This is a genomic window from Lacticaseibacillus camelliae DSM 22697 = JCM 13995 (assembly GCF_001311195.1).
GTDB lineage: Bacteria > Bacillota > Bacilli > Lactobacillales > Lactobacillaceae > Lacticaseibacillus > Lacticaseibacillus camelliae.
The window spans coordinates 1-21,963 of record NZ_BBAJ01000010.1; the positions used below are offsets into that span (position 1 = coordinate 1).

A 21,963-nucleotide genomic window follows, 5' to 3' on the forward strand; every position below is an offset into this window, starting at 1 on the left:
AAGGGCCCTGCGCTTCTCACGCAGTCTTCATCGCCAAACCGATCGGAAGGCTCAGCATGCCTGGTCAACCCTAAAGTTCAGGTCGGATCGCCAGGAAGTTTCCGGGTGGTTCTGACGAGGTTGTTCCTTCCTCGCCCTCCCATCATCCAAAGATAGTATTGCACACAATGCAAACGCTGTCAACTATTTTTTTTAAAATTTTTTTTGCCATCAGCAATCCTCATCGTCCGCTATTCGCCAGCGTTGTCTCGCGGCCCCTTGACACAACAAAAGGCGTGAGCCGACCCTGCGCCTGAGTCAGTTCACGCCTTTATTCGCACGCCAGCACCCCTCCCCGAGTTCTGTCATGCTTTAGGGGACAAAAAATGGCCATTTGTTGAAAAAGAATCATTGCCGCCTTGCCGCGTTACTAATATGCAAGTCGTGCCCCGTGATACTCATCAAGTGGATTGGCCAATCACTTTTTAAAAAATTAACGCTCGTATATACAAGTCCATCGTACCCCGTTTTTCTTTTTTTTGGACAATCCCTGATCTTTGCATCAAAAAGCGCTCGCGATGAGCGCCTCAGCCAATTCTTGTTAAAGTCGCGGCCGGATCCGTTCGACTGCACGCAGCGCGGCGTAGGTCAACGCCGTCTGAATCGGGATCATGATCAGGTTCTTGACCGCCCGAGTCGGCAGAATCACCTGCCACTTAAACCCAGTCAGCGCCAGCCACCAGGTGCCCAGGCCAATGTTGACAAAAATCAACACGATGGTCACAGGCACAAGCACCCGCCATAGAGTGACTTTGTGATTGTGGAAAAAACGCGCCGTAGATAAACGCCGCCACCGCTGCACTAATGGTGTAAAGCGGGATGTTCGGGCCCCCGGAAAGCAGCACCCCGACCTGGTCGGCCATGGCCGCGTCAACCGCCGCGACCCACGGACCAAGGTAATAGCCCATCAGCGCAGTGGCGAAAAAGCCCACCCCAAACTTCAGAAACGCAGGGCCAAACGAGAACCGCTGCAGGACGATATCCATCGCCAAAAAAAAGACCCATCAAAACGACAGTACGCGTCGCTTTCATCTTGGGGCCAGAAAAAGACAAGACTTGCATAGTGACAATCTCCTTTATTGGAGACGCCTAACGATCAGGCGAATGCGGCACCAACACCGCGGCCCACATGACCTTCGTCCACCGTTCACATTCCGTTCCGGTGGCACTTAACGCGTTGATGCCTACTCCTAGATTTATGGTACGAGCATAAGTCTAGCCTGTTTGCAGAAAAATGCAACAACGTGTGAACTTTCACGTGGCGGTGAGATGAGAAGACTCACACCGAACTCTTCACGCTTTCCTGCCTGCCACCAAAACACTTTTAACCGGCTCGGCGTAACATTCTTGATTGTAACCAAGCGTTACAGGCCTCCGCCCAGAGGCTAGAACACCGCCTGCCCTGGCGGTGTTTTTTTTGTTCCGGTTGCATTCCCACCGCCCGGCCGCTAAGCTGAAACTATCAATTCTAGGAGGCAGCTCATGAAACACATTCTGGCTTTACATACCGGTGGGACGATCTCAATGACCGAAAACGCTGCCGGCGCCGTGGTCCCCAGCACCAATAATCCCATGATGGCCGTTCCCGCCCAGCTTCAAGACATCACCGTATCCTCCGAGGAAATTTTCAACCTGCCGTCTCCGCACGTCACGCCCGAAAAAAATGCTGACCCTCAGCAAGCGCATCCGCCAGGCTGAGGTGGCTGGCATCGATGGGGTGGTCGTCACCCACGGCACCGACACGCTGGAAGAAACGGCCTTTTTTCTGGATCTGACCACGCCTTCAACGATTCCGGTTGTCGTGACCGGCGCCATGCGCTCCAGCAATGAAATCGGCGCTGATGGCAACTACAACTTTCTCAGCGCCGTGCGGGTGGCGGCAAGCGACCAGGCCCGCGGGATGGGCTGCCTAGTCGTGATGAACGATGAGATCCACACGGCGCGCTTTGTCACCAAGACTCACACGACCAACGTGTCGACATTTCGCACGCCGTCGTTCGGTCCCATTGGCCTGGTCACTAAAAATGGCCCCCGCTTTTTTTTGAAAAACTGCTGCAAAAAGGGATGGCCCCGATCGATCACGTGGTGGCGAACGTCTATCTGCTCAAGCGTACGCCGGGATGGATGGCACCTTGTTCGACGCGCTGCCGAAAGAAACCGCTGGCCTGGTGATTGAGGCGCTGGGTGCAGGCAACCTGCCGCCTGCGACCTTGCCGGCCCTGCAGCGCTTGTTGCAACGCGGCGTGCCGGTCGTCCTCGTGTCACGCTGCTTCAACGGCATGGCCGAGGACATTTACGACTACGAAGGCGGCGGGGTGGGCCTCAAGCAGATGGGGGTCACGTTCTGTCAGGGACTGAACGGTCAAAAAGCTCGCATCAAACTGATCGTTGGCCTGTCATCGGGACTGAGCGGCCAGGCGTTGGCCGAATACGTGAATAATGCCGTCAGCTAAGGTCACACCCTGGGCCTTGTATCAGCGGTTAGGCCAGCTACTGGGGCCTTCCGGATGGTGGCCGGCCGATTCCAAGCTCGAAATCGCGGTCGGTGCGATCTTGGTCCAAAACACCAACTGGCGCAACGTCGATCGCGGCCTGGCAAACCTGCGCGCGGCCACCAAATTTGCCCCGACTGCGCTTGCCGCACTTTCGCAGGCAGAACTGATCCCACTGATTCGGCCCAGCGGATTTTACCAAAACAAGAGCCGCGCCTTGGTCGCCTGATGGCCTGGCTGCAAGTCCGCAACTTTGATTTGGGCGCCATCGGACTGACCGCCCCCACTGTGTTGCGCCAGCAGCTGCTGGCTTTGCCTGGAATCGGCCAGGAGACCGCCGATGCACTGCGCCTCTACGTGTTTGACCAGCCGACCTTCATCGCAGACAACTACTCACGCAGGTTATTTGGCTGGCTTGGGGTGCCGACGAAGACCTATCAGGCGCTTTACCGCCGGCTGCCTGAAGTGGCGACCTGGGCACTGAAAGACGCCCAGGAGTTCCACGGCCTCATCGATAATTTTGGCAAAACCGTTAAGCAAAAAGAAAATTTTAATGACAGTCCGCTCGCCGGACTGAAGCTCGCACTCGCCCATTAAAATAGCAGCCTTCCTCACCAGTGTGTGAAGAAGGCTGCTATTTTCGCTCTGGCATCTTTTGTCGCTTATTTGGCGGCCCAGCGCAGCTTTGCCTCGGCGTTCGCCACGCCGTCGGTGGCGATAAGGTGGTAAGAGGCATCCCCTTCGCTCCGCACGGCCGAGTCAACCGTCGTCCCGTAAGCCACCTCTCGCGCGTACTTGATGTCGGCTTCGACCAGCCGGTGAGTTAACAGGAACTGTTCGCCGAGAACGTCCTCCATCCACTCCATGTAGTGCGCGTTGTTGACGTGCCCATTGCCGTCGATGTCGAAGTACCGAACGCGGTAAGGAACGGTAAGGTCAAAGTCGCCTTGCTTGGGCAGCCGGGGGAACCGCTCAACCTTGCTGTCAAACGAAGCCCCGACCTTTTCGGCAAACTCAGGGATAATCGGGATGATCTTGCGCTTTTCCAGATCCATCATCACCCACGCGCCGCGCATCGTCACCAGCCGCTGGCCCGCATCGTCTTCGAGCCAGTACTCGCGGTAAGTCATCAGCTTGTTATAGGAGGTCGCCTCAGTGCCGGCGATCAGGTGCTCGTCGATTTTCGGCATGCGCGTGACGTCGATGTGGTACTGGGTGATCACCCAGCCAGCGCCGTGCTTGGCCAGCCCGGCAATGCCGGCATCAACTTTATCCAGCTGGTGCTCGGACACCAGCAACATGATGTTGGCCATATTGGCTAAACTCAAAGTGCCAGTTTGCGTGCCCAGGAAAAAAAAGGCACCGTCAATTCTTCAGTGTACTTCATTGATCCTCCTTGATGCCGTGAAACGTGTTGTAAACCTGCTGACGCTTCAACCCGTTGGCTTTCGCGACCGCCTTGATGGCGTCATTAGGGCGCAAGCCGGCGTCAATCTGTGTTTGCACCTGCGAGTCAATTGGCACCTCACTTGGGGTCGGGACCTTTTTCTCTCCCGGCGCCACGATGATCACGAACTCGCCGCGGGCGCTGGCAGTGGCGTAATCAATCAGATCAGACAGACTGCCGCGGATGAATTCCTCGAATTTCTTGGTCAGCTCACGGGCCAGCACCGCCTGTCGTTCGCCGAAAATCTCGCGAATGGTGGTCAGCGTTTTGGCCACGCGGTAAGGCGATTCGTAGAAAATGACCGCTTGCCGGGCTTCAGCAAGCGCCTGCAGCGCCGTCCTTTGCTCGCTGGCCTTGCGCGGTAAAAAGCCGTAGAACATGAACGGCTGCGGCTCGATGCCGCTGGCGATCAGGGCCGTCAGTGCGGCGTTGGCACCAGGCAGCGGCACCACCGGAATCTCGGCATCGATGGCCGCCTTGACCAGCTCCTTGCCAGGGTCGGAAATTGACGGCATCCCCGCGTCCGAGACCTGGGCAATCGACTCGCCTTGCTTGAGTCGCTCAAGCAGCTCGGGGATGCGGGCCTGAGTGTTGTGCTCATGAAAGCTGATCTGCTTAGTTTCAATTTCGAAGTGGTTGAGCAACTTCTGTGTGTTGCGCGTGTCCTCGGCCGCAATCAAATCAACGGCCTTCAGCGTTTTGACCGCGCGAAAGGTCATGTCGTCCAGGTTGCCGATCGGCGTCGGGACCAAGTACAAGGTGCCGGTGTCGTGGCTGGCAAAGCTGGCCATCTGCCGCGCCGCCATCAGTGTTCACCATAGATGACGTCGAGGCAAAAGGCGCAAGGCTCGTCGTCGACTCGGCGCTGGCCGTACATATATGGGCACACGTGGAAGCCTTCGTTGTACAGACTCTCCAGGTTGGCCTTCGACTTCGTCAGCTCAGTGGCTCCGGTGGACTGGGCATGCGCCGCGTCCAATGCGGCCAGGTGCTCGCGCAGGTGTTTGTTTTCCATTTCCAGCTCGGCATTGCGCTCTAGGGCCTTAGCCACATCATTTTTGAGCCCGGTCACGCGCGTAAGCAGCCCCTGGGCGTCATGCTCAAGTTGAATGAAGTTGTCGTACAGATCTTTTTTCTCCACGAAATCACCCTTCTAAAAGTTGCAAAACCAAGGCCTCGACCGCCGATTGAAACGAGACGTTCTGACCCAGCCGGATCTCCGCCGTCAGCACTGCGGACAGGCCAGCGCTCAGGCGCGCGCCTGTCTGCTCGGCCAGCGCAAGAATCGCCAGGTCGTTGCCGAAGGTGCGCGGCGCCTGGACATGGTAATGCTGGTTCAGTGCATCCGCATAGGCAAGCCCAAGCAGTGCCAGCGTCTGCGTCTGCTCCTGCAGCGTCTTGGCCAGCGGCAACAAAGTCGTTTGAACGGCCACAAACGCGGTCGCGTCGTGTTTGCTCAGTTGGGTGACCAGCTGCAAAACAGCTGTGACCCGCTTTTCAAACTGCTCGTCGGCAACCAGCACCTGTGCCGAATCGGTGTCGGCCGTCAGGTTAGCGGCAACGGTCGCCAGGCGTGCATCCGCCCCGGCTGCCACCAGCGCTTCCTTAACGCGAGCAGCAGGTGGCTGCGGAAAACTGATCACCTGGGCCCGCGACCGAATCGTCGGTAGCAGCTGATTTTTAGCCGCCGTCGTCAGGATGATGGTCATCCCTGGCACCGGCTCCTCATAGTACTTCAAAAGACTGTTTTCGGCGCCGGCGGTCAACTTTTCAGCGTCTTCGATCACAAACACGCGCCGGTTGCCTTCGACACCAGTCTTACTCATTTCCTGGCGCATCGCCCGCACATCGTCGACCTTAATGCTTTTGGCGTCGGTGTTCAGCCACACCACATCGGGGTGATTGCCGGACAGCACCCGCTGACACTCCGGACATTTGCCACATGGCTTACCCGCCTGCACGTTCTGACAAAAGAGGCGCATCGCGATCCACTGTGCGAGCGCCGCCTTTCCAGTGCCGTCAGCCCCGGCAAAAATGTACGCCGAGCTCAAGTTGCCGGCACCGATGATTTGGCTAAACTGGCGCACCAATACCGGCTGCAGGGTTTCGATCGTGTTCATCAGAACTGGTGGAACGCGTCGACAGGCAGCACGAAGACCGTCGCACCGCCGACTTGAACCTCGACGGGATACGCCATCGAGGAATCAGACGTCGCGTCCAGATTGACCGGCGGGGTCATGAACTGCCGCCGAGTTTGCGCAGATTCCTTGATGATCTGCAGGACCTCATCCACGCGCTCGTCTTCCACCCCGATGATGAAGGTGGTGTTGCCGGACTTCAAAAAGCCGCCGGTGGAACTCAGCTTAGTCGCCCGGATGTTTGCATCGATGAACTCGCTGGACAACAGGTTCGAATCCTTATCTTGAACGATGGCCATGATCAACTTCATATGTTTTTCCCCCTGTGAGTGGCTGCCAAAATCCTGCTTTACGTCTAGTTTACTGCCAAGTGGCGCCCAAGTGTTCAGCCAAAATAGCGGCGCAGCGCGCAACGACCGCTTCGATGGGCTGGCTGGCATCCACGGTTTTGATCCGCGTCGGTTCCGCCTGAGCCAGGCGTAAGTACGCCGCGCGCACCCGCTGATGAAAGGCGAGGCTTTCGCGATCCAGGCGGTCGTACTGGCGCGACTGCCGGTGAGCCTGGATTCGGGCCAAGCCTGCCGCACTTTCAATGTCTAAGTACAGCGTCAACTCCGGTGCCTGGCCGTCGGTGGCGAACTGATTCATTGCCAAGACCGCCGCCTCGCCGATTTGCCGCCCGCCGCCTTGGTACGCAACAGAGGAGTCAACAAACCGGTCGCAGATCACCAAATCGCCGGCGGCCAGCGCGGGGTCGATGACCTCCACGAGGTGCTGCCGCCGCGATGCCGCGTAAAGCAGCGCCTCGGTGCGCGCGTCCATGGCGGTATTTTGGGGATCAAGGATCAGACTGCGGATCTTTTCCGAGATCTCTGCGCCACCGGGCTCACGGGTCAGCCGCACAGGCATCGCCACGTGTTTTTCAATCATAGGGATCAGCGCGTTAAGCACGCTAGTCTTTCCTGCCCCATCCGGGCCTTCAAACGTAATGAATCTGCCTGCCACTGGTTTCAACTCTTTCATCTGTTAATGAGTCTAGTTTACTTGAAAAGCCGAGGGAATTAAACCACGACCAATCCTTCATGCAAAAAAAGAACCCGGCCAAGCCGGGCCCTTACTGATTCTCCTCGAGGTAACGCGCCGCCATCTGCTCGACCAGCTGCCCGGAAACCCGACGCTCCCGCGCCTCCCTGTGCAGAAAGTCGAACAAGGCCGCCTGCAGATCAAGCTGAGCCTTGGTGACCTCATCGACCTCGCGAAAAGAGCCGACGAGCTTGCGCTGGCTGGCCATGCGATCGCGTACCCGGTAAATCTCTTCCATCAACTGCCGATCCGCCGCGTCCTTGATACTCGGCTTTTTTTGCCAAAAAAACATGACGCCGCCTCCTTAAAGTTCCGTCCGGCCCTCCACGGCCTTGAGCAGGGTCATCTGGTCGGCGTACTCAATGTCCGAGCCGACTGCCAGCGTGTGCCAGGCGCGTGACCTTGATCTTGGCCGGCTTGATCAGGCGAGCCAGGTACTGCGCGGTGGACTCGCCCTCAGGCGTGGCGTTAGTCGCCACGATGACCTCCTTGACCTCGGGGTGATCTTGAAGCCGTTTGATCAGGCTCTCGATATTCAGGTCCTCTGGCCCTTTGCCTTCGATTGGACTCAGCACCCCGTGAAGCACGTGATACAAGCCGTGGTAATCGTTGGTGCGGTCGATGCTCATCACATCCTTGGGCTGTTCAACGACTAGGATGGTGCTTTGGTCGCGGCTCTTGTCCTGGCAAATTTCACAGGGGTCATCATCGGTAATGTTGCCGCAAATGCTGCAGTAGTGAAGCTGCGTCTTGGCCGCCGTCAGCGCCGAGGCAAAACTGGCGACGTCGTCCTTGTTCATGTCGATCGTATAAAACGCCAGCCGCGTTGCGGTTTTGCTGCCGATCCCCGGCAATTTCATGTAACTGTCGATCAGTTTTTCAATCGGTTGTGGATATTGCATGGTGCCTCCTAGCGCGGCAGACCCTGGGTGTACTTGCCCATTTTCTGCTTGGTTGCATCGTCGACCTGCTTTAGGCCTGCGTTCATCGCTTCAATGATCAGATCCTGAAGCATGTCGGGATCGTCAGGGTCGATGGCCTCGGGCTTGATTTGAATGTCTTTAAGGGTCTTGTCCCCGGCAAGGGTCACGGTCACCATGTCTGAGGCCGAAGTCGCCGTGAATTCGCTTTTGTTCAGCTCCTCCTGGGCCTGGGTCATTTCCTTTTGCAGCTTTTGCATCTGTTTCATCATGCCAGCCATATTGCCGCCACGCATCATATCAATCACGCTTTCTAGTCATTTTTGACTGTAATATTGGGTTCTTTACCGAACAAATCGGTGATCGGCTTGACCACCGGGGATTCTTCCTTGGCCGCTTGCTTGGGCTTCGGTGCGCCGTGTTCGACCAAGTACTGCTTGCGGACAACGGGCCACGCCTGTTCTTGGACCAGCACGACCTGGCGCGGGCCGCCCATCAGCTTGCTAAGGCCCTCGTTCAGCCCGGTCATCAGCGCGGAGTCGCTGTTCGCCCGCTCAATTAGGATGTCATAGGCAAAGCTGACAATCACGCCGGTGGGGCTCGCCGCCACTGGCTTAGAGATTTTCATCATCGCCTGATCCGGCACGGACAACATCGACAACAGGTCCGGCCAAATCTCCTTGACCGCTTCAAGATCTTTCTTCGTCGCGGCGCCGAGGATCGGATAAATCTTTTCCTTGGGCACCTTGACGCTTGGTGAGCCAGTGTGGTCGGCTTCGATTGCGGAACAGTAGCCGCTGGTGCGCCTTGCTGCAGGGTTTGAATCTGTTTGGCCAGCTTTGCAACGGTTTGTTCCAGCTGCTTCACTTCGGCACTGGCCACTGGCGCTTGCGCCGGGACCACCTGAGGCACCGGTTGACCCAACTGCACCGTTGCCACTTCCAAGTACAAAGTCGGACTGTTGGTCAGCCGCAGCTGGCCTTGCGTCGCATTCAGCACCGCGATCATGTGGTACAGCTGGGTGGGTTTAAACTGATCCGCCAGTGCCTTAAAGTGGCTATCTTGGAGCGCACTGGCGGTGTCGTTGACCAGCGCCGGCGCCTGCTGGTAAACCAGCAGATCACGCAAGTAGCCAATCAGGTCATCGATCAGCCGCCCGGCGTCCTTGCCGGAAGCCAGTAGCTGTTCAATGGTCGTCAGCGCTGCCGCTGTGTCGTTTTCCGCCACGTGCTGAAGATACTCGCCCAGCTGGACAACAGCCGCTCCGCCGGTCACATCAAGCGCATTTTCCACTGTCACGTGATCCTGACCAAACGCCAGCACCTGATCGAGGATGGACAGCGCATCGCGCATACCGCCTTCCGCCGCCTTGGCAATGACCATCAGTGCCTGATCGTCGTACGTGATCTTCTTATCGTCCAAGATGAACTGCATGCGCTTGACGATGTCATCGGCAGTGATCCGGCGAAAATCAAACCGCTGGGTCCGGCTGATGATCGTCGCCGGAATTTTTTGCGGTTCGGTCGTCGCCAGGATGAAGACCACATGGGCCGGCGGTTCCTCAAGCGTCTTGAGCAGCGCGTTGAAGGCGCCGGTCGACAACATGTGGACTTCATCAATGATGTAAACCTTAGTTTTACCTTCAGTCGGCGCGTACTTCGCCTTGTCACGAATATCACGAATCTCGTCAACGCCGTTGTTCGAGGCCGCATCAATTTCGATGACGTCGGTCATGCTGCCGTTGTTGATCGCCACGCACAAATCACACGTGTTGTCCGGTTCCCCAGCTTCAATATGGCGACAGTTCAGCGCCTTGGCCAAAATTTTGGCGACACTGGTCTTCCCCGTCCCACGCGGTCCACAGAAAAGATAGGCGTGGCTGGTTTGCTGCTCGATCAGGGCATTTTTCAGCGTCGTGGTGATGGCATCTTGGCCGATCACATCTTTGAATTGCTGGGGCCGAAAGACCCGGTATAGCGCTTGATAAGCCACGCGTCCTCATCCTTTCTAACTGTTCTAGTTTAACATATGAAGGCTGCGAAGCGGGACGCTTTTAGCGGGATGGCTAGCCTAGGTAGCGGCATTGCCGTCGCACTTGGGCGGCGAGGCTGCTGCCGTAGCTAGACACGCCCGCGTTGGCCCGCTGAGCGCAACTACAGGCTGCGAAGTGAGGCGAACTTAGCAGGATGGCCAGCCTAGGTTAGGGCCTTGAAGCCGCTCTTGGGCTTCGAGGTCCTGGCCGTAGCTGGACACGCCTGCGTCGCCTCACGGAGCGCAACTACAGGCTGCGAAGCGGGACGCTTTTAGCAGGATGGCCAGCTAGGTAGCGGCATTGACGCCGCACCTGGGCGGCGAGGCTGCTGCCGTAGCTAGACATGCCCGCGTTGGCCCGCTGAGCGCAACTACAGGCTGCGAAGTGAGGCGAACTTAGCAGGATGGCCAGCCCAGGTAAGGGCCTTGAAGCCGCTCTTGGGCTTCGAGGTCCTGGCCCGTAGTGGGACGCTTTTAGCGGAATCCGCCCGCCCATTTTCGCGTTGTTTCGGCGCAACTGAAGTGCTACGCTGTGAAAGATTAGAATTGGAGGAGAAAAATGCTTCATTACTTACAACGCCACCCCTGGCGCGTGACATTATCGATTGGCCTGAGCGTCGCTGCCGCAGCCGTGCTGGTCGCCTATTCCTATGTGCTGCAACTGATCACTGATATCGCGACCGGGCGGGTGAATTTGGCCTTCTCAATCGCCGTCCCATTAATTGTTGGCTATCTCGTAATCCAGGCCGTGACCAATTCAGCCAGCGAGTATGTCAATGAGGCACTGCCACTGCAGTTGGGAGATGAGTTGCGCCGTGATCTTTTCAGCCGCGACCTGGCGCAGCGACCAAACGTATTTGGCCAGCAACCCGTCGGCAACTATGTGACCCAGCTGACCAAACAAGTCGACATTGTCACCAGCAGCTATTTTCACGTCATCCTGCGCGCCTTCTACCTGCTGATGCTATTGGTGTTTGCCGCGGCGGGCACCCTGCTGATCGATCCGGTCATCACTTTGGCGGTCGTGCTGCTTAGTTTGCCCGCGCTGATTTTCCCCTTTCTGGTGAAAAAAACCGCTAGAACATGCTAAAGATCAGGTCGTTTCGGCAATCGAGCGGTACACCAGTCGGGTGACCGATTCGCTGAGCGGTTTTACCACCATTGCCCACGCTTTGGCACAGCCGCCATTTCACCGACTGCACCAGCAAGTCAGCCGCGATGTCCGCCTGACCTCGACCCGCGAGCAACAGATTCAAAAAATCACCAGCGGGATGTCCGATTTTCTTGGCGACATCATGTACCTAGGCACCTGGCTCGTCGGTGCCTACTTTGTGCGGCAAGGGCAGATCACGTTGGGCCAGCTGGTTGCCTTCTCGCAGCTGGCCAGCTTCTTTAACTGGCCCCTAGCGCTGCTGACCGAAATGCTGGCTCAATTTTACGGTGCGCGTAAAGTGGCCAAGCAGTTGGCCGGGCTAGCTCGGCCTGCGACCACCACCCCCACTGCGACCCGGAAAAACTCAAACTGACGAATCCCCTGATTGAAGCGCACCAGGCAAGCTATCAGAAAGTGCTCCACGACATCGAGCTCAGGCTTGAACCCGACCAGAAGTACCTGCTGGTCGGTGCCAGTGGGAGTGGCAAAACGACCCTGATGCGACTACTGCTGGGCGAGCTGACCCCAACCAGCGGTCGGGTCACGCTGAGCGGCCAGCCAGCGGCCAAGCTGGCGCCCGCTTCCGTCTTCGGCCTGATCGGCGAACTGGAACAGCAGGCCGATATTTTTGCCGGCACGGTTCGCGAGAACGTCACCTTATTCAGCAAAGATTACACCGATGATCAGGTGGCAGCTGCCCTGCGCCAAGCCGGCATGACCGACTGGCTAGCGACGCACGGGCTGGACACCGTGGTTGACCGCACCAGTCCCCTGCTTTCGGGTGGGGAAAAGCAGCGGGTCTCCTTGGCCCGCCTGCTGCTGCGTCATTATCAATTCATGGTGCTCGACGAAATGACCACGGGCCTAGACCCGCAAATCGCCGACCGCCTGCAGGCCGACATCTTCAACATGAAGCAGGGCTTCGTCATGATCACGCACCAGTACAACGCGGCCACGTTCGCCAAGGCGGACCGAATCTTCGTCATGGCGGCCGGCCGGATCGTTGCCGCCGGGACCCAGCGTGACCCACAAGTGGCCGCCGCACTCGACAGTCTGGCACTGCATTGATCGATCCTAAAGACTAGTAATGAAAAGGACGCACCCGCTGGGGTACGTCCTTGTTTATTTGCTCAAAAACTTAAGGCACATGACAAACGATCCTTAGTGCTGCTTCCTTCCGGACCTGACACAATTCGAAAGGCTGCCATTGCCTCAAGGCCTTTCGGCAAGATTCATTATACCTGTTTGTCCGCGCTTTGGCCAGCCCGCTTTGCCGCCTTGCGTTTGGCGCGGATGTTCTGAAAGAACGCCGCCAGCAGGTCCCCGCTCTCGTGGGCCCGCAACCCCTGCACCACCTCAACTTGGTGATTGAAGCGGGAATCGGTCAGCAGATTGACCAGCGAGCCAGCCGCACCGGCCTTGGGGTCCTTCGCGCCGTAAAAACACCGCCGCACCCGCGCGTTGATCATCGCACCAGCGCACATGGGGCAAGGCTCTAGCGTCACGTACAAATCGCACTCTTCCAGCCGCCAAGTGTGCAGTGTCATGCAGGCCTCCTGAATGGCCAGGATTTCCGCATGCAACGTACTGTCTTGCGCGTGTTCACGCAAATTGTGACCACGGCCAATAATTTGACCACTTTTCACCACGACGGCGCCAATGGGAACTTCGCCGATCACACCGGCAGCCCTGGCCTCATCCAGTGCCGCTGCCATAAAATCATCAGGTGTTAGTTCAGCCATAGCTCCTCCTTACTTCGTTGCCCGCAAAATATAGTAACCGTGTTCCATTTTGATCTTCTCGGCACTGGCAAACGTTGCCTGCATCAACTTCAACGCCGACGGGGCCCCTGCTTTTTCTGGATCACACAGTACAGCTGGCCGCCTGGCAGCAGATGCTCATGGGCACCGGCCAAGATTGCCGAAACAATTGCCTTACCCGCGCGAATCGGGGGATTGGTGACGATCACGCCAAACTGACCATCAATTTGCTCGTAAACCGACGACTCGATAATCGTCACATTTGCAATCTGATTGGCTTCGGCGTTGCGTTTAGCCAGCGCCAGTGCGCGTTCGTTCACGTCGGACATGGTCACCTGGCGCGCCGGAAACCGTTTGGCCAGCGCCAACCCAATCGGCCCATAACCGCAGCCGACATCCAGCATTGGCCCAGCTGGCAGTGCCTGGTCGACCACCGTTGCAATCATCGTGCGACTGCCAAAATCAATTGTCCGCTTGGAAAAAACACCGTTGTCAGCGGTAAACTGCAACCGTTTGCCGGCCAATTCATAGGAAAAAGTCTGTTCATCATGAGGCAGATCCGGATCATTCGTATAGTAATGGCTCATTGCGTATTCCTTTCATTACGACTCAAGAAAACCACCGCGCGTCCCAGTCTGGCAAGGCGGCCGTGCAGCACAAACGGCTCGCGCTTTTCGACCCGCTGGTTCACCAGCAGAAGAATCTGCAGCAAAGTAAACAGCAGTGAATTGCGCTTGCGGTAGGCCACGTACTTTGGGACCCACTTGGTGACGTATTTGTTCTTATACGAGCGTAACCCCTGGAAGCCATAAAAGCGATACCCATATTCGTATACCAGGTGCGCAATTTTTTCTTCAAAGAACGAATAGCTCGAGGTCCCCACGTTGGCCAACGGCGCCATGCCCATGTTGAAATAGTGATAGCCGTCGGCACTGGCCTGCTGGAACAGGTTCACAAACACCGCGTCCATGATCCCGCTGGGGGCGTCTTCGCTGTGGCGCATCAGGTCGATCGAGGTCGCCTCCTGCGTCGCCATTGGCATCGCCGAGGCAAAGGCCACGATTTTGCCTTCTGGATCCTTGATGACAGCAATTGGCGCCGTATTCAGGTAGTCCCGGTCGAAGTACCCCAGGCTAAACCCCTTTTCCGGCCGGCCTGCCAGCCAACTGTCGGAAATCTGTTTCAAGGCATCAAAAGTGGCATCGGCAAAGGGCGGCTTCAGCCAATCATACGTGTAGCCTTCGCGCTCGAACTTGTGCATCAGGGCGCGCTCCCCTTTGCGCTTAGTGCCGGCCAGCGTGAACTGCGTGACGTCGACATACCCTTCTTCGCCGAATTTCATGAAGTCGAACCCGTACTCATGCAGCAACATCGTTAACGCTTCGGAAACTTCGTAAAACACCAGCGACAGGTCTTCTTTATCCGCGGCCGCCATAAAGTCGGCGATGGCAGGCCCGATTTGCTCGGGGTCGCCGATTGGCTCGCCCAGGATCACGATTTTATCGGTTTTCTTTCGAAACAGGAAGAACACCCGGTCCTCCCCATCAACTTGGAAAAAGCGCACACGCTTATCGCCTAAGAAGGCCAGGTGGGAGATCTCATTGCCGCCCCATTTGGCCAGCACGGCCTTGACGCGGCTTGCGTTTAATGCCTCGCCCAAAGGCGCTCTCGGCGTGCTCAGGTACCGGTAAATAATGCTCAACGTCAGCGCGGCGACCAGCACCCCAACGAACGTCGTGAACCACATGCGTTCAGAGGGAAACAGAAACGCGACCGGCACTGGGTGCCGGTGGTGGATCGTCGGCAGATTGTAGAACAACGCCAGCGCGTAAAACAGTGCCGTCAGGCCGAAAATGCCCCCGTCGATCAGCCGACTGCCCCACGGAAAGTCCAGCCGGTCACGTGTCAGCTCCCCGCGCGCCAGCACGGCGGTCAGCAAGATCACCAGCAGAAAAACGACAAACCGCAAACTGAAATCGCGCGTCAAGGAACCGACAAAGGCCACCACCAGCACCATCAGCGTCGGCCAAAAGGCCTTTTTCACCTTGCCGGCAATGCCGCGCGCAAAGCCGAAAATGATGAAGGCCATCAGGATGTTGGTCACCCGGCTCAAGAACAAAAACGTGAACGGGTAAAGCCGGACAAAGACGTGGTTCGCCATCGCGGAAACCGGCACAACGCCGCGCAAAAGCAGCATGATCGCAGAAAAATACAGAAAGGCGACTAACACTTTGTGGGCCACTTTTTGCACGAGCTGAAGCGGCAGCCCGTCAAGTTGACGGTTAAGCCGCTCCCCGGCATCGTGCAGAAACAAGGCGATGCCGAGGACAAACGGGATCACGTAATAAAACAACCGGTAAAAGAGCAGCCAAACCGCAGCGACGTTGTTATTCACGCCGAGTTGTGACAGTCCCAGCAGCATGAACACATCAAACGATCCCAGGCCCCCTGGCACCATCGAGATCACGCCCAGCACATTGGCCACCATGAACAGCGGGAGCACGTGGCTCAGCGCGATCGGCACACGTAGAAAAGCGCCAATTGCCAAAAAGAACAGCGCGCAACCGCCCCATTCCAGGAAGGACCCCAGGCTAGCCGCAGCTGCCGTCGTAGTGGTATGCCAGCGAAAATACCTTTATCGGCAACATGAGTCACCAGCATGACCAAGGGAAAGTACGCCGCTCCGCCAATCAACCAAACCCAGTAATCGGTGAACATTTTACCGATGCCAAGGCCAAAAATCATGACCAGCGCGATCATCGACCACAGCGAAAGCCCGGCGAGCAAAAACAGGGCGATTTTTGAGATGGCGACCAGAATTTCCTTGTTGGTCGCCCCTTTGTGGTAAAAGTTGGCTCGCAAACTGGCCCCTAAGAATCCGCCGAAGCCGGCGATGTTCGTGAAGGTGTTGACCACCCAGCCGGAGCGGGCAACGTAACTCGGCTTGAAATCACCCGGCAGCATCTGTGCGATCGTAAAATCGTAGTTCAGCATTGGTGTCACCGCCAGCAGCCCCAGCGCGGCCATGGCCAGCAGGGACCACGGACTTTGACTGGTCAGACTGGCCTGGATTTCGGCGCCGGAGAGCTCGCGCCCGATCCGGCCCAGCTCGATCACGACAAAGACCAGCACTGACAAAATAAACAGGACCTTAATCTGCGTCATGTGCGCCTTGAGCACTTAAATGTCGCCTTGGCCGCTTTTTTCATGTTCATCCTCCACTTTTGCAATTAGTTCAATGCTTCTAGTATAGCGAAGGTGGCGCGGGTTCGCGCTTAAGATAACAATAACGTTAGGCGTCGTTACATCTTTGACGCTATTCCTTACAATTAGACTCATACGGAGGCCGAACATGAAATTACTCAATAAAGTGCTACCCGCGTTGGCGGTCTTGCTGGCTGCTGGCATGCTGGGCGGTTGCAATCAGACCGGCAGCAGCCAACCCGGCAGTGACAACGCAAAGGCCAGCAGCAAGAACCTGCCTGGGCCAAAGATCACCGCGCCCACCACACTGTTTAAATCCGTCAACGGCAAAACCAAGCTCAAATTCAAACTCAGCAACAACGCCAAGTTCACGCTGCGCGACCGCGACGCCAACAACAAGGTCCTGGTCAGCGGTGAAGGCAGCGGCAAAACCACCACGATCAATGGGGCCATCGACGAAGGTGAGCTTGATCTGGTCGCGACGCTCAACGGCAAAACCGCGACCAAGACACTGAGCGTGGTGCCCAGCACCGGCCCCGCTTCACGCGTTCTCGAGGTCAATAAACTCGGCCTTGGCCCCAACGACACGTATGGGCTGCGCGTGACCCAGGTCACCCACCAGCTGAACGCAGAGGGCCAGAAGCTGGTGGCAAGTGGCAAGCTGCGTAAAAACCTGAGCATTCAAATCACCGTGGAGTACGCCAACTTTACGGATCAGGCCGGCTTCGCACCGACCCCCAGTCAGTTTGAAATCACCGGTCCGTTCCTCGCGCCGGCAACCGTGCTGCCGAACCAGCAGGGCACGACTAAACTCTTGCCCGGCGGCTATGCCAGTACCACTTTTTGGGCCTACTTCGGCAACGCCGGAGTCGTCGTCGGCAAGGGCATTGATGTGCAGCTGGATTACCACGGCCCAAACATGTCAGACCCGCTGCTTTTTGCCGCCACCACTGAATAGCAACCCTTGGTCGACCAATGCTGGCCGGCCTTATTTTGGCCAAAAAATACCGGACACCCACGATGGGCATCCGGCATTGGGCAATCCTTACTTGAGGGTAACGGTTGCGCCAACGGCTTCGAGTTCTTCCTTAAGCTTGTTAGCTTCGTCTTCGGAAACGTCTTCCTTGATGTTGGAAGGTGCAGCGTCAACCAAGCCCTTCGCATCCTTCAGGCCGAGACCTGTGATGGTGCGAACTTCCTTGATTACCTTAACCTTTTCCTGGCCGGCTTCGGTCAGTTCAACGGTGAAGGTATCCTTAGCAGCGGCTGCATCGTCGCCACCAGCGGCACCGGCAGCTGCAACAGGGGCAGCGGCGGAAACGCCGAATTCATCTTCAATTGCTTTAACGAGGTCGTTCAGTTCAAGGATGGAAGCATCCTTCAACTGGTCGACAATAGCCTTTGTATCTAAAGCCATGTTTGTATCCTCCAATTTATAGTGTGATTGTTTGATTTACGGTTCGACTAGGCAGCCTCAGCCACATTACGCAGCTGGTTCTTCGTCCTTGCTGTCGGCAACGGCCTTGACGGCGTATGCGACGTTGCGCACTGGTGCCTGCAGAACAGACAGCAGCATTGACAGCATCCCATCGCGGTCTGGCAGCTTGGACAGTTCTGTGATCTGTTCCAGGCTGGCAACCTTGCCTTCGATGATCCCGCCTTTGACAACGAGGTCATCAAACTGCTTGGCGTACTTGGTCATAATGCGGGCAGGGGCAACGGCGTCGTCGTTTGAAAAGGCAATCGCGGTCGGGCCCTTGAACAGATCGTCCAAACCCTTGTAACCAGTAGCGTCAGCGGCACGGCGGAGATAGGTGTTCTTGATGACTTCCATCTTGACACCATTGTCACGCAATTCCTTGCGCACCTGCGTTACTTCATCAACAGTCAGGCCACGGTAGTTCACAACAACGGCGCTTTTTGCAGCTTGAACTGCTCAACGACGGCGTCAACCACCTTAGCCTTAGCAGCGATAATTGATTCACTCATAGATTTTTCACCTCCTGTAGTTTGGTTGAAGTTTTTTCCAATAAAAAAACTCCATGTCTACCAAGACATAGAGGTATCTGACGTACTGATACCACCTCGGCAGGATATTAAGGCTTGCGCCACCTGAGTCTTAGGCAGAGTGAATTATCACAACGAGAAGCGTATCATGAACGGCCCCCAGCGTCAAGAAATACTTCCAGAAACCGAAAAAAGGCCCCCCCTCTGCAGCGGGTGCCTCAATTTTCTTAACGGCTGGATTCTTTCGGCTCCAACCGGCGCTGCACAAATCCCAGCACCAAGTCCGCGATAATCGCCATCAGCGCCGTGGGCAGCGCGCCGGCAAGGATGATGGCCCCGCCGTTGGTCGCGTTAGTCCCACGGATGATGATATCCCCGAGCCCGCCGGCGCCAACAAAGGCCCCGATGGCGGTGATGCCGATCGCAACGACCAGCGCGTTGCGAATGCCGGCCATGATCACACTCATCAACAGCGGGATCTCGACTAGGTAAAGCCGCTGAAACGAGGTCATCCCCATCCCCTTGGCGGAATCGATCACCGTCGGGTCAACGCTGATCATGCCCGTGTACGTATTTTTGATGATTGGGAGCAGTGAGTACAGAAAGACGGTGACGATGACGGTGTTCACCCCGAGCCCAAGGCCCAGCATGATGATCGAGAGCATCGCCAGGCTGGGAATCGTTTGAATGACGTTGGCAATGCCGATGATGGTGCTGGACAGCTTGCGGTTGCGGGCGATAAACAGCCCAATGGGGATCCCGATCACAGCCGCGATCAACACCCCATATATCGAAATCAGAAAATGGCGGGTGAACTGACTCAGCACATAACTGCCGTTCGTCGTCATGTAATACCAAAACTGCTGCCACGTATTCATGTTCGCCATCAGTGTTCACTTCCTCTGAAATAATGATGCTTGACCAAAAACTCGCGGGCCACGACTGATGGTTCTTTCAGCTGGTCATCCACCTGGTAGTTGAGCGCCTGCATCGCCTTCATACTGATCTTGCCGTCAAGCCGATGCAGCACTGGTGCCAGCTTGGGGTATTTTTTTCAGTAAGCTGTCGTTAACGACCAGCGACGCATCGTACGGCGGGAAAAAGTGCTTGTTGTCCTTCAGCACGGTCAGATCATAAGACTTAATGCGGCCGTCCGTCGAATACCCGAGCACGGTTTGCATTTTGCCGGCCTCGACCGCGTCGTACACTAGTCCGATCTGCATCGGGTAGACGCGCTTGAAGTCAAACCCGTAACCGGTTTTAAAATCCGCGTAGCCGTCGCCTTTGCGATTCATCCAGGACGAATCCACCCCGGCGTCCATGCCCTTCGCCAGGGGCTGCAGCTGACTGATGGTCGACACGTGGTGCTGAGCAGCGAACTGCTTGGTGACCATAAACGCGTATGTATCGGCGAACCCATATGTGGGAAACCAGGTCTGGTGGTACTTTTGCTTGAAAACGCGCTTGACGATCCAGCTGGCCTTTTGGGGATTTTTTTCAACCGGCATCTTCAAAGTCCCGGTCAGGTCGGTGCCGGTGTAGCGCGTCGCGGCAATGTCGGCGTCCCCACGGAGCATCGCCTGATGCGTGACCGTGGTTGACCCAAGATTGGCCACTAAGGTCGTTGGGTAGCCCAGCTCATGGGTGATCAGCTCCGCCAGCATGTTCGCCATGACTGAACTTTCCGTGGAGCTGAGCGCCGCGATCTTGATTGTGTCCTGGTCGGTGCCGGCAATGCCGGGAAACCCGCAGCCAGAAAGCGTCAGAACAGCCGTCGCCAGCACGAGAAAAAGTTTGGTGAACTTCTTCATTGCTCGGCCTCCTTCCGACTGGTCCGCGGGGTCAGCCGCTTTTCCAACTTGCCCAAAAGCCAATCGACCGTCAGCGCCAGGAGCGTGACGGGAATGGTGCCGCCGATGATCAGATCCGGCTGAAACAGGTTCAGCCCGCTGAAGATCAGGTCGCCCAAACCGCCGGCCCCAATATAGGAGGCCAGCGTCGCCAGGCGATCACGTACACGGCTGACAGGCGAATGCCGGCCATGATCACCGGCATCGCCATTGGCAGCTCGACCTGGGTGATCGACTGCACGGCGGTCATTCCCATGCCTTTCGCCGAATCCAACAGTGCCGGGGAAACGTCTTCCATCCCGATGTACGTGTTGCGCAGAATCGGCAGCAACGAGTAAATAAACAGCGCAACAATCGCCGGCAAGCGGCCGATCCCAAAGAGCGGGATCATGAGCGCCAACAGTGCCAGACTCGGCACCGTCTGCAGCATTGAGGCAATGGCGATGACCACTTTGGCCGTGCGCGGAAAGCGCGTGAGGACCACACCCAGCGGCACCGCGACCAGAATACCCAAGCCCAGCGAAATGCCAGAAATGTACAGCTGTTCCCAGGTTTTCACAAGCAGTTCGGTACCGTGCTGCGCCAAAAAGTTAACCATTCTGGTCGCCTCCCACCTGCGGCTCGGCATCGGCTTTCGGCGCCTGCTCGCTGTGATCGGCGCTCTCCCCCCAGATGGTGTCGTATACCATGTCGACCAAAGCCGCCCGGGTAACGATGCCCTTCAGCTTGTTATCCTGGTCGACCACCGGGACGTACTTCAATCCGCGCTTGAGAATGCGGTCGACCGAATCACGCAGGAGCGCAGACTCCTGAACGTAAAAAAAGCTTTTTTTTGCATGATGTCGGCCACGGCAGTCGACTTCGCGTACTGGCGCGTAAGGGACTCAATGTCGATAAAGCCCTTGAGGTAACCATTGTCATCAACCACCAGCAGGGTGTCAACGCGCCGGTCACGCATCAGCTTGATTGCCTCGACCAAAGACTTCCCAGGCGTGATCGACACTGGATCCTTCAGCATGATCGCGCCCACCGTCGTGACATCCGCACGGGCTTGGATCAGGCGTTCCTCGCCAATCAACTCCCGCACAAATGGCGTCGCCGGGTGCTGCAACAGTGCCGTTGGCGTCGCGGTTTGAATGATGTGGCCACCGTCCATGACCACGATTTTGGTGGCCAGCTTGAGCGCCTCGTCCATGTCATGGGTAACAAACACCACCGTTTTGCCAAGCGTTTGCTGCAGGTTCTTGACCAGGTCTTGCAGGCTTTCACGGGTGATTGGATCCAGGGCCCCGAACGGCTCGTCCATCAGGATCAAGTCCTGATTCGCCGCCAGCGCTCGAATGACCCCAATGCGCTGCTGCTGACCCCCGGAGAGCTCGGCCGGGTATCGATCAAGATAATCGACCGGCAAGTCGACCATTTTAATCAGCTCCTCGGCCTTGGCCCGGCGCTTTTTTCTCCGGCCACTTCAGAAGCTTGGGCACCAGTGTGATGTTCTCGTACAGGGTCATGTGGGGCATTAAGCCGATGTTTTGAATGACATAACCGATGTGCCGCCGCAAATTGACCGGGTCCTGCTGGTGGATGTCCTGGCCCTTGAATAAAATGGTGCCACCGGTCGGCTCCAGCATCCGGTTGATCATCCGCATCGTGGTCGTTTTGCCCGATCCGGAGGTGCCGATGAGGCAGACAAATTCGCCCTGATTGATGGTTAAATTGATGTGTTCGACCGCCACGTTGCCGCCGCGGTACACTTTGTTGACGTCCTGATACTGGACGATGGGTGTCTTCTCAGTTGCCATGTTGAACCTCCCGTTTTCCCGATTTATACACCCTCAC

17 protein-coding genes, 1 other RNA gene, 10 pseudogenes, 1 riboswitch and 1 other annotated feature are annotated in these 21,963 nt (G+C 56.9%); of the genes and pseudogenes, 7 read left to right on the plus strand and 21 right to left on the minus strand.

Features of this window, described 5'->3' with window-relative positions:
• Window positions 1-580: 580 nt before the first annotated feature.
• A pseudogene (locus JCM13995_RS03010) lies at window positions 581-1,101 on the minus strand (folate family ECF transporter S component).
• 34 nt (window positions 1,102-1,135) lie between these two features.
• A riboswitch (THF riboswitch) is annotated at window positions 1,136-1,233 on the minus strand.
• Window positions 1,234-1,521: 288 nt separating this feature from the next.
• Here JCM13995_RS03010 and JCM13995_RS03015 point away from each other — a divergent pair.
• From JCM13995_RS03015 to JCM13995_RS15580, 3 genes and pseudogenes are all read left to right on the plus strand, one after another.
• Window positions 1,522-2,492, plus strand: a pseudogene (locus tag JCM13995_RS03015) (asparaginase).
• 16 nt (window positions 2,493-2,508) lie between these two features.
• Window positions 2,509-2,760 carry a hypothetical protein gene (locus JCM13995_RS15575; protein WP_225350683.1) on the plus strand — a complete coding sequence of 84 codons (252 nt, stop codon included), beginning with the start codon at window positions 2,509-2,511 and terminating at the stop codon, window positions 2,758-2,760.
• A complete protein-coding gene (locus JCM13995_RS15580) occupies window positions 2,760-3,128 on the plus strand; it encodes a hypothetical protein (RefSeq protein WP_225350684.1) in 369 nt (122 codons plus the stop codon). The genes JCM13995_RS15575 and JCM13995_RS15580 overlap by 1 nt, the downstream gene beginning before the upstream one ends.
• A gap of 65 nt (window positions 3,129-3,193) precedes the next feature.
• Here the strand turns inward: JCM13995_RS15580 and JCM13995_RS03025 are convergent, their stop codons facing one another.
• The 10 genes and pseudogenes from JCM13995_RS03025 to dnaX form a co-directional block, all read right to left on the minus strand.
• Entirely contained in the window at window positions 3,194-3,901 is a 708-nt protein-coding gene (locus JCM13995_RS03025; RefSeq protein ID WP_054662340.1) for an acyl-[acyl-carrier-protein] thioesterase, read from the minus strand.
• A 13-nt stretch (window positions 3,902-3,914) separates the two neighbouring features.
• The gene (rsmI, locus tag JCM13995_RS03030) at window positions 3,915-4,784 is read right to left on the minus strand and encodes a 16S rRNA (cytidine(1402)-2'-O)-methyltransferase (RefSeq protein WP_054662343.1); all 870 of its coding nucleotides are present in this window, start codon (window positions 4,782-4,784) and stop codon (window positions 3,915-3,917) included.
• Window positions 4,784-5,119 (minus strand): DNA replication initiation control protein YabA, encoded by a 336-nt coding sequence (locus tag JCM13995_RS03035; protein ID WP_054662346.1) that lies wholly within the window; start codon window positions 5,117-5,119, stop codon window positions 4,784-4,786. Before JCM13995_RS03035 ends, rsmI begins: the two co-directional genes overlap by 1 nt.
• Window positions 5,120-5,123: 4 nt before the next feature.
• Window positions 5,124-6,098 (minus strand): DNA polymerase III subunit delta', encoded by a 975-nt coding sequence (gene holB, locus JCM13995_RS03040; protein WP_054662349.1) that lies wholly within the window; start codon window positions 6,096-6,098, stop codon window positions 5,124-5,126.
• Window positions 6,098-6,427, minus strand: coding sequence for a cyclic di-AMP receptor DarA (darA, locus tag JCM13995_RS03045; protein ID WP_054662352.1), 330 nt, complete (start codon window positions 6,425-6,427; stop codon window positions 6,098-6,100). Before darA ends, holB begins: the two co-directional genes overlap by 1 nt.
• 49 nt (window positions 6,428-6,476) lie before the next feature.
• A complete protein-coding gene (tmk, locus tag JCM13995_RS03050; RefSeq protein ID WP_054662355.1) occupies window positions 6,477-7,121 on the minus strand; it encodes a dTMP kinase in 645 nt (214 codons plus the stop codon).
• A gap of 109 nt (window positions 7,122-7,230) precedes the next feature.
• Window positions 7,231-7,491 carry a YaaL family protein gene (locus JCM13995_RS03055; protein WP_054662358.1) on the minus strand — a complete coding sequence of 87 codons (261 nt, stop codon included), beginning with the start codon at window positions 7,489-7,491 and terminating at the stop codon, window positions 7,231-7,233.
• Between the two features lie 12 nt (window positions 7,492-7,503).
• Window positions 7,504-8,101: pseudogene (gene recR / locus JCM13995_RS03060) on the minus strand (recombination mediator RecR).
• A gap of 8 nt (window positions 8,102-8,109) precedes the next feature.
• Window positions 8,110-8,415: a YbaB/EbfC family nucleoid-associated protein gene (locus JCM13995_RS03065; protein ID WP_054662434.1), complete on the minus strand. Its 306-nt coding sequence runs from the start codon at window positions 8,413-8,415 to the stop codon at window positions 8,110-8,112.
• 17 nt (window positions 8,416-8,432) lie between these two features.
• Window positions 8,433-10,111: pseudogene (gene dnaX / locus JCM13995_RS03070) on the minus strand (DNA polymerase III subunit gamma/tau).
• Window positions 10,112-10,709: 598 nt separating this feature from the next.
• Between dnaX and JCM13995_RS16645 the strand changes: the two are divergent.
• From JCM13995_RS16645 to JCM13995_RS03085, 3 genes are read left to right on the plus strand one after another with little or no spacing between them, the layout of a single operon-like run.
• Window positions 10,710-11,240 carry an ABC transporter transmembrane domain-containing protein gene (locus JCM13995_RS16645; protein ID WP_054662361.1) on the plus strand — a complete coding sequence of 177 codons (531 nt, stop codon included), beginning with the start codon at window positions 10,710-10,712 and terminating at the stop codon, window positions 11,238-11,240.
• A 40-nt stretch (window positions 11,241-11,280) separates the two neighbouring features.
• Window positions 11,281-11,676 carry an ABC transporter transmembrane domain-containing protein gene (locus JCM13995_RS16650; protein WP_054662364.1) on the plus strand — a complete coding sequence of 132 codons (396 nt, stop codon included), beginning with the start codon at window positions 11,281-11,283 and terminating at the stop codon, window positions 11,674-11,676.
• A 41-nt stretch (window positions 11,677-11,717) separates the two neighbouring features.
• Window positions 11,718-12,371, plus strand: a complete 654-nt coding sequence (locus JCM13995_RS03085; RefSeq protein WP_054662367.1) for an ATP-binding cassette domain-containing protein — start codon at window positions 11,718-11,720, stop codon at window positions 12,369-12,371.
• A gap of 64 nt (window positions 12,372-12,435) precedes the next feature.
• Here JCM13995_RS03085 and ffs read toward each other — a convergent pair.
• From ffs to mprF, 4 genes and pseudogenes are all read right to left on the minus strand, one after another.
• Window positions 12,436-12,522: signal recognition particle sRNA small type (ffs, locus tag JCM13995_RS13595), an RNA gene on the minus strand.
• Window positions 12,523-12,538: 16 nt separating this feature from the next.
• Complete coding sequence (tadA, locus tag JCM13995_RS03090) at window positions 12,539-13,045, minus strand: tRNA adenosine(34) deaminase TadA (protein WP_054662370.1); 507 nt, start codon at window positions 13,043-13,045, stop codon at window positions 12,539-12,541.
• A 9-nt stretch (window positions 13,046-13,054) separates the two neighbouring features.
• Window positions 13,055-13,650: pseudogene (locus JCM13995_RS03095) on the minus strand (class I SAM-dependent methyltransferase).
• Window positions 13,647-16,228 (minus strand): annotated as a pseudogene (mprF, locus tag JCM13995_RS03100) (bifunctional lysylphosphatidylglycerol flippase/synthetase MprF). Before mprF ends, JCM13995_RS03095 begins: the two co-directional pseudogenes overlap by 4 nt.
• Window positions 16,229-16,415: 187 nt before the next feature.
• Here mprF and JCM13995_RS03105 point away from each other — a divergent pair.
• Window positions 16,416-17,225 carry a hypothetical protein gene (locus JCM13995_RS03105; protein ID WP_054662373.1) on the plus strand — a complete coding sequence of 270 codons (810 nt, stop codon included), beginning with the start codon at window positions 16,416-16,418 and terminating at the stop codon, window positions 17,223-17,225.
• 87 nt (window positions 17,226-17,312) lie between these two features.
• Here the strand turns inward: JCM13995_RS03105 and rplL are convergent, their stop codons facing one another.
• From rplL to JCM13995_RS03135, 6 genes and pseudogenes are all read right to left on the minus strand, one after another.
• Window positions 17,313-17,684 (minus strand): 50S ribosomal protein L7/L12, encoded by a 372-nt coding sequence (gene rplL, locus JCM13995_RS03110; RefSeq protein ID WP_054662376.1) that lies wholly within the window; start codon window positions 17,682-17,684, stop codon window positions 17,313-17,315.
• Window positions 17,685-17,750: 66 nt separating this feature from the next.
• Window positions 17,751-18,256, minus strand: a pseudogene (gene rplJ, locus JCM13995_RS03115) (50S ribosomal protein L10).
• Window positions 18,257-18,289: 33 nt separating this feature from the next.
• Window positions 18,290-18,409, minus strand: a sequence feature (ribosomal protein L10 leader region).
• Window positions 18,410-18,501: 92 nt separating this feature from the next.
• On the minus strand, window positions 18,502-19,161 hold the full coding sequence (locus JCM13995_RS03120; RefSeq protein WP_054662379.1) for an ABC transporter permease: 660 nt from the start codon (window positions 19,159-19,161) through the stop codon (window positions 18,502-18,504).
• Window positions 19,161-20,085: pseudogene (locus JCM13995_RS03125) on the minus strand (osmoprotectant ABC transporter substrate-binding protein). Before JCM13995_RS03125 ends, JCM13995_RS03120 begins: the two are co-directional and overlap by 1 nt.
• Window positions 20,082-20,722 (minus strand): annotated as a pseudogene (locus tag JCM13995_RS03130) (ABC transporter permease). The pseudogenes JCM13995_RS03125 and JCM13995_RS03130 overlap by 4 nt, the downstream one beginning before the upstream one ends.
• A pseudogene (locus tag JCM13995_RS03135) lies at window positions 20,715-21,926 on the minus strand (betaine/proline/choline family ABC transporter ATP-binding protein). Before JCM13995_RS03135 ends, JCM13995_RS03130 begins: the two co-directional pseudogenes overlap by 8 nt.
• Window positions 21,927-21,963: the final 37 nt, after the last annotated feature.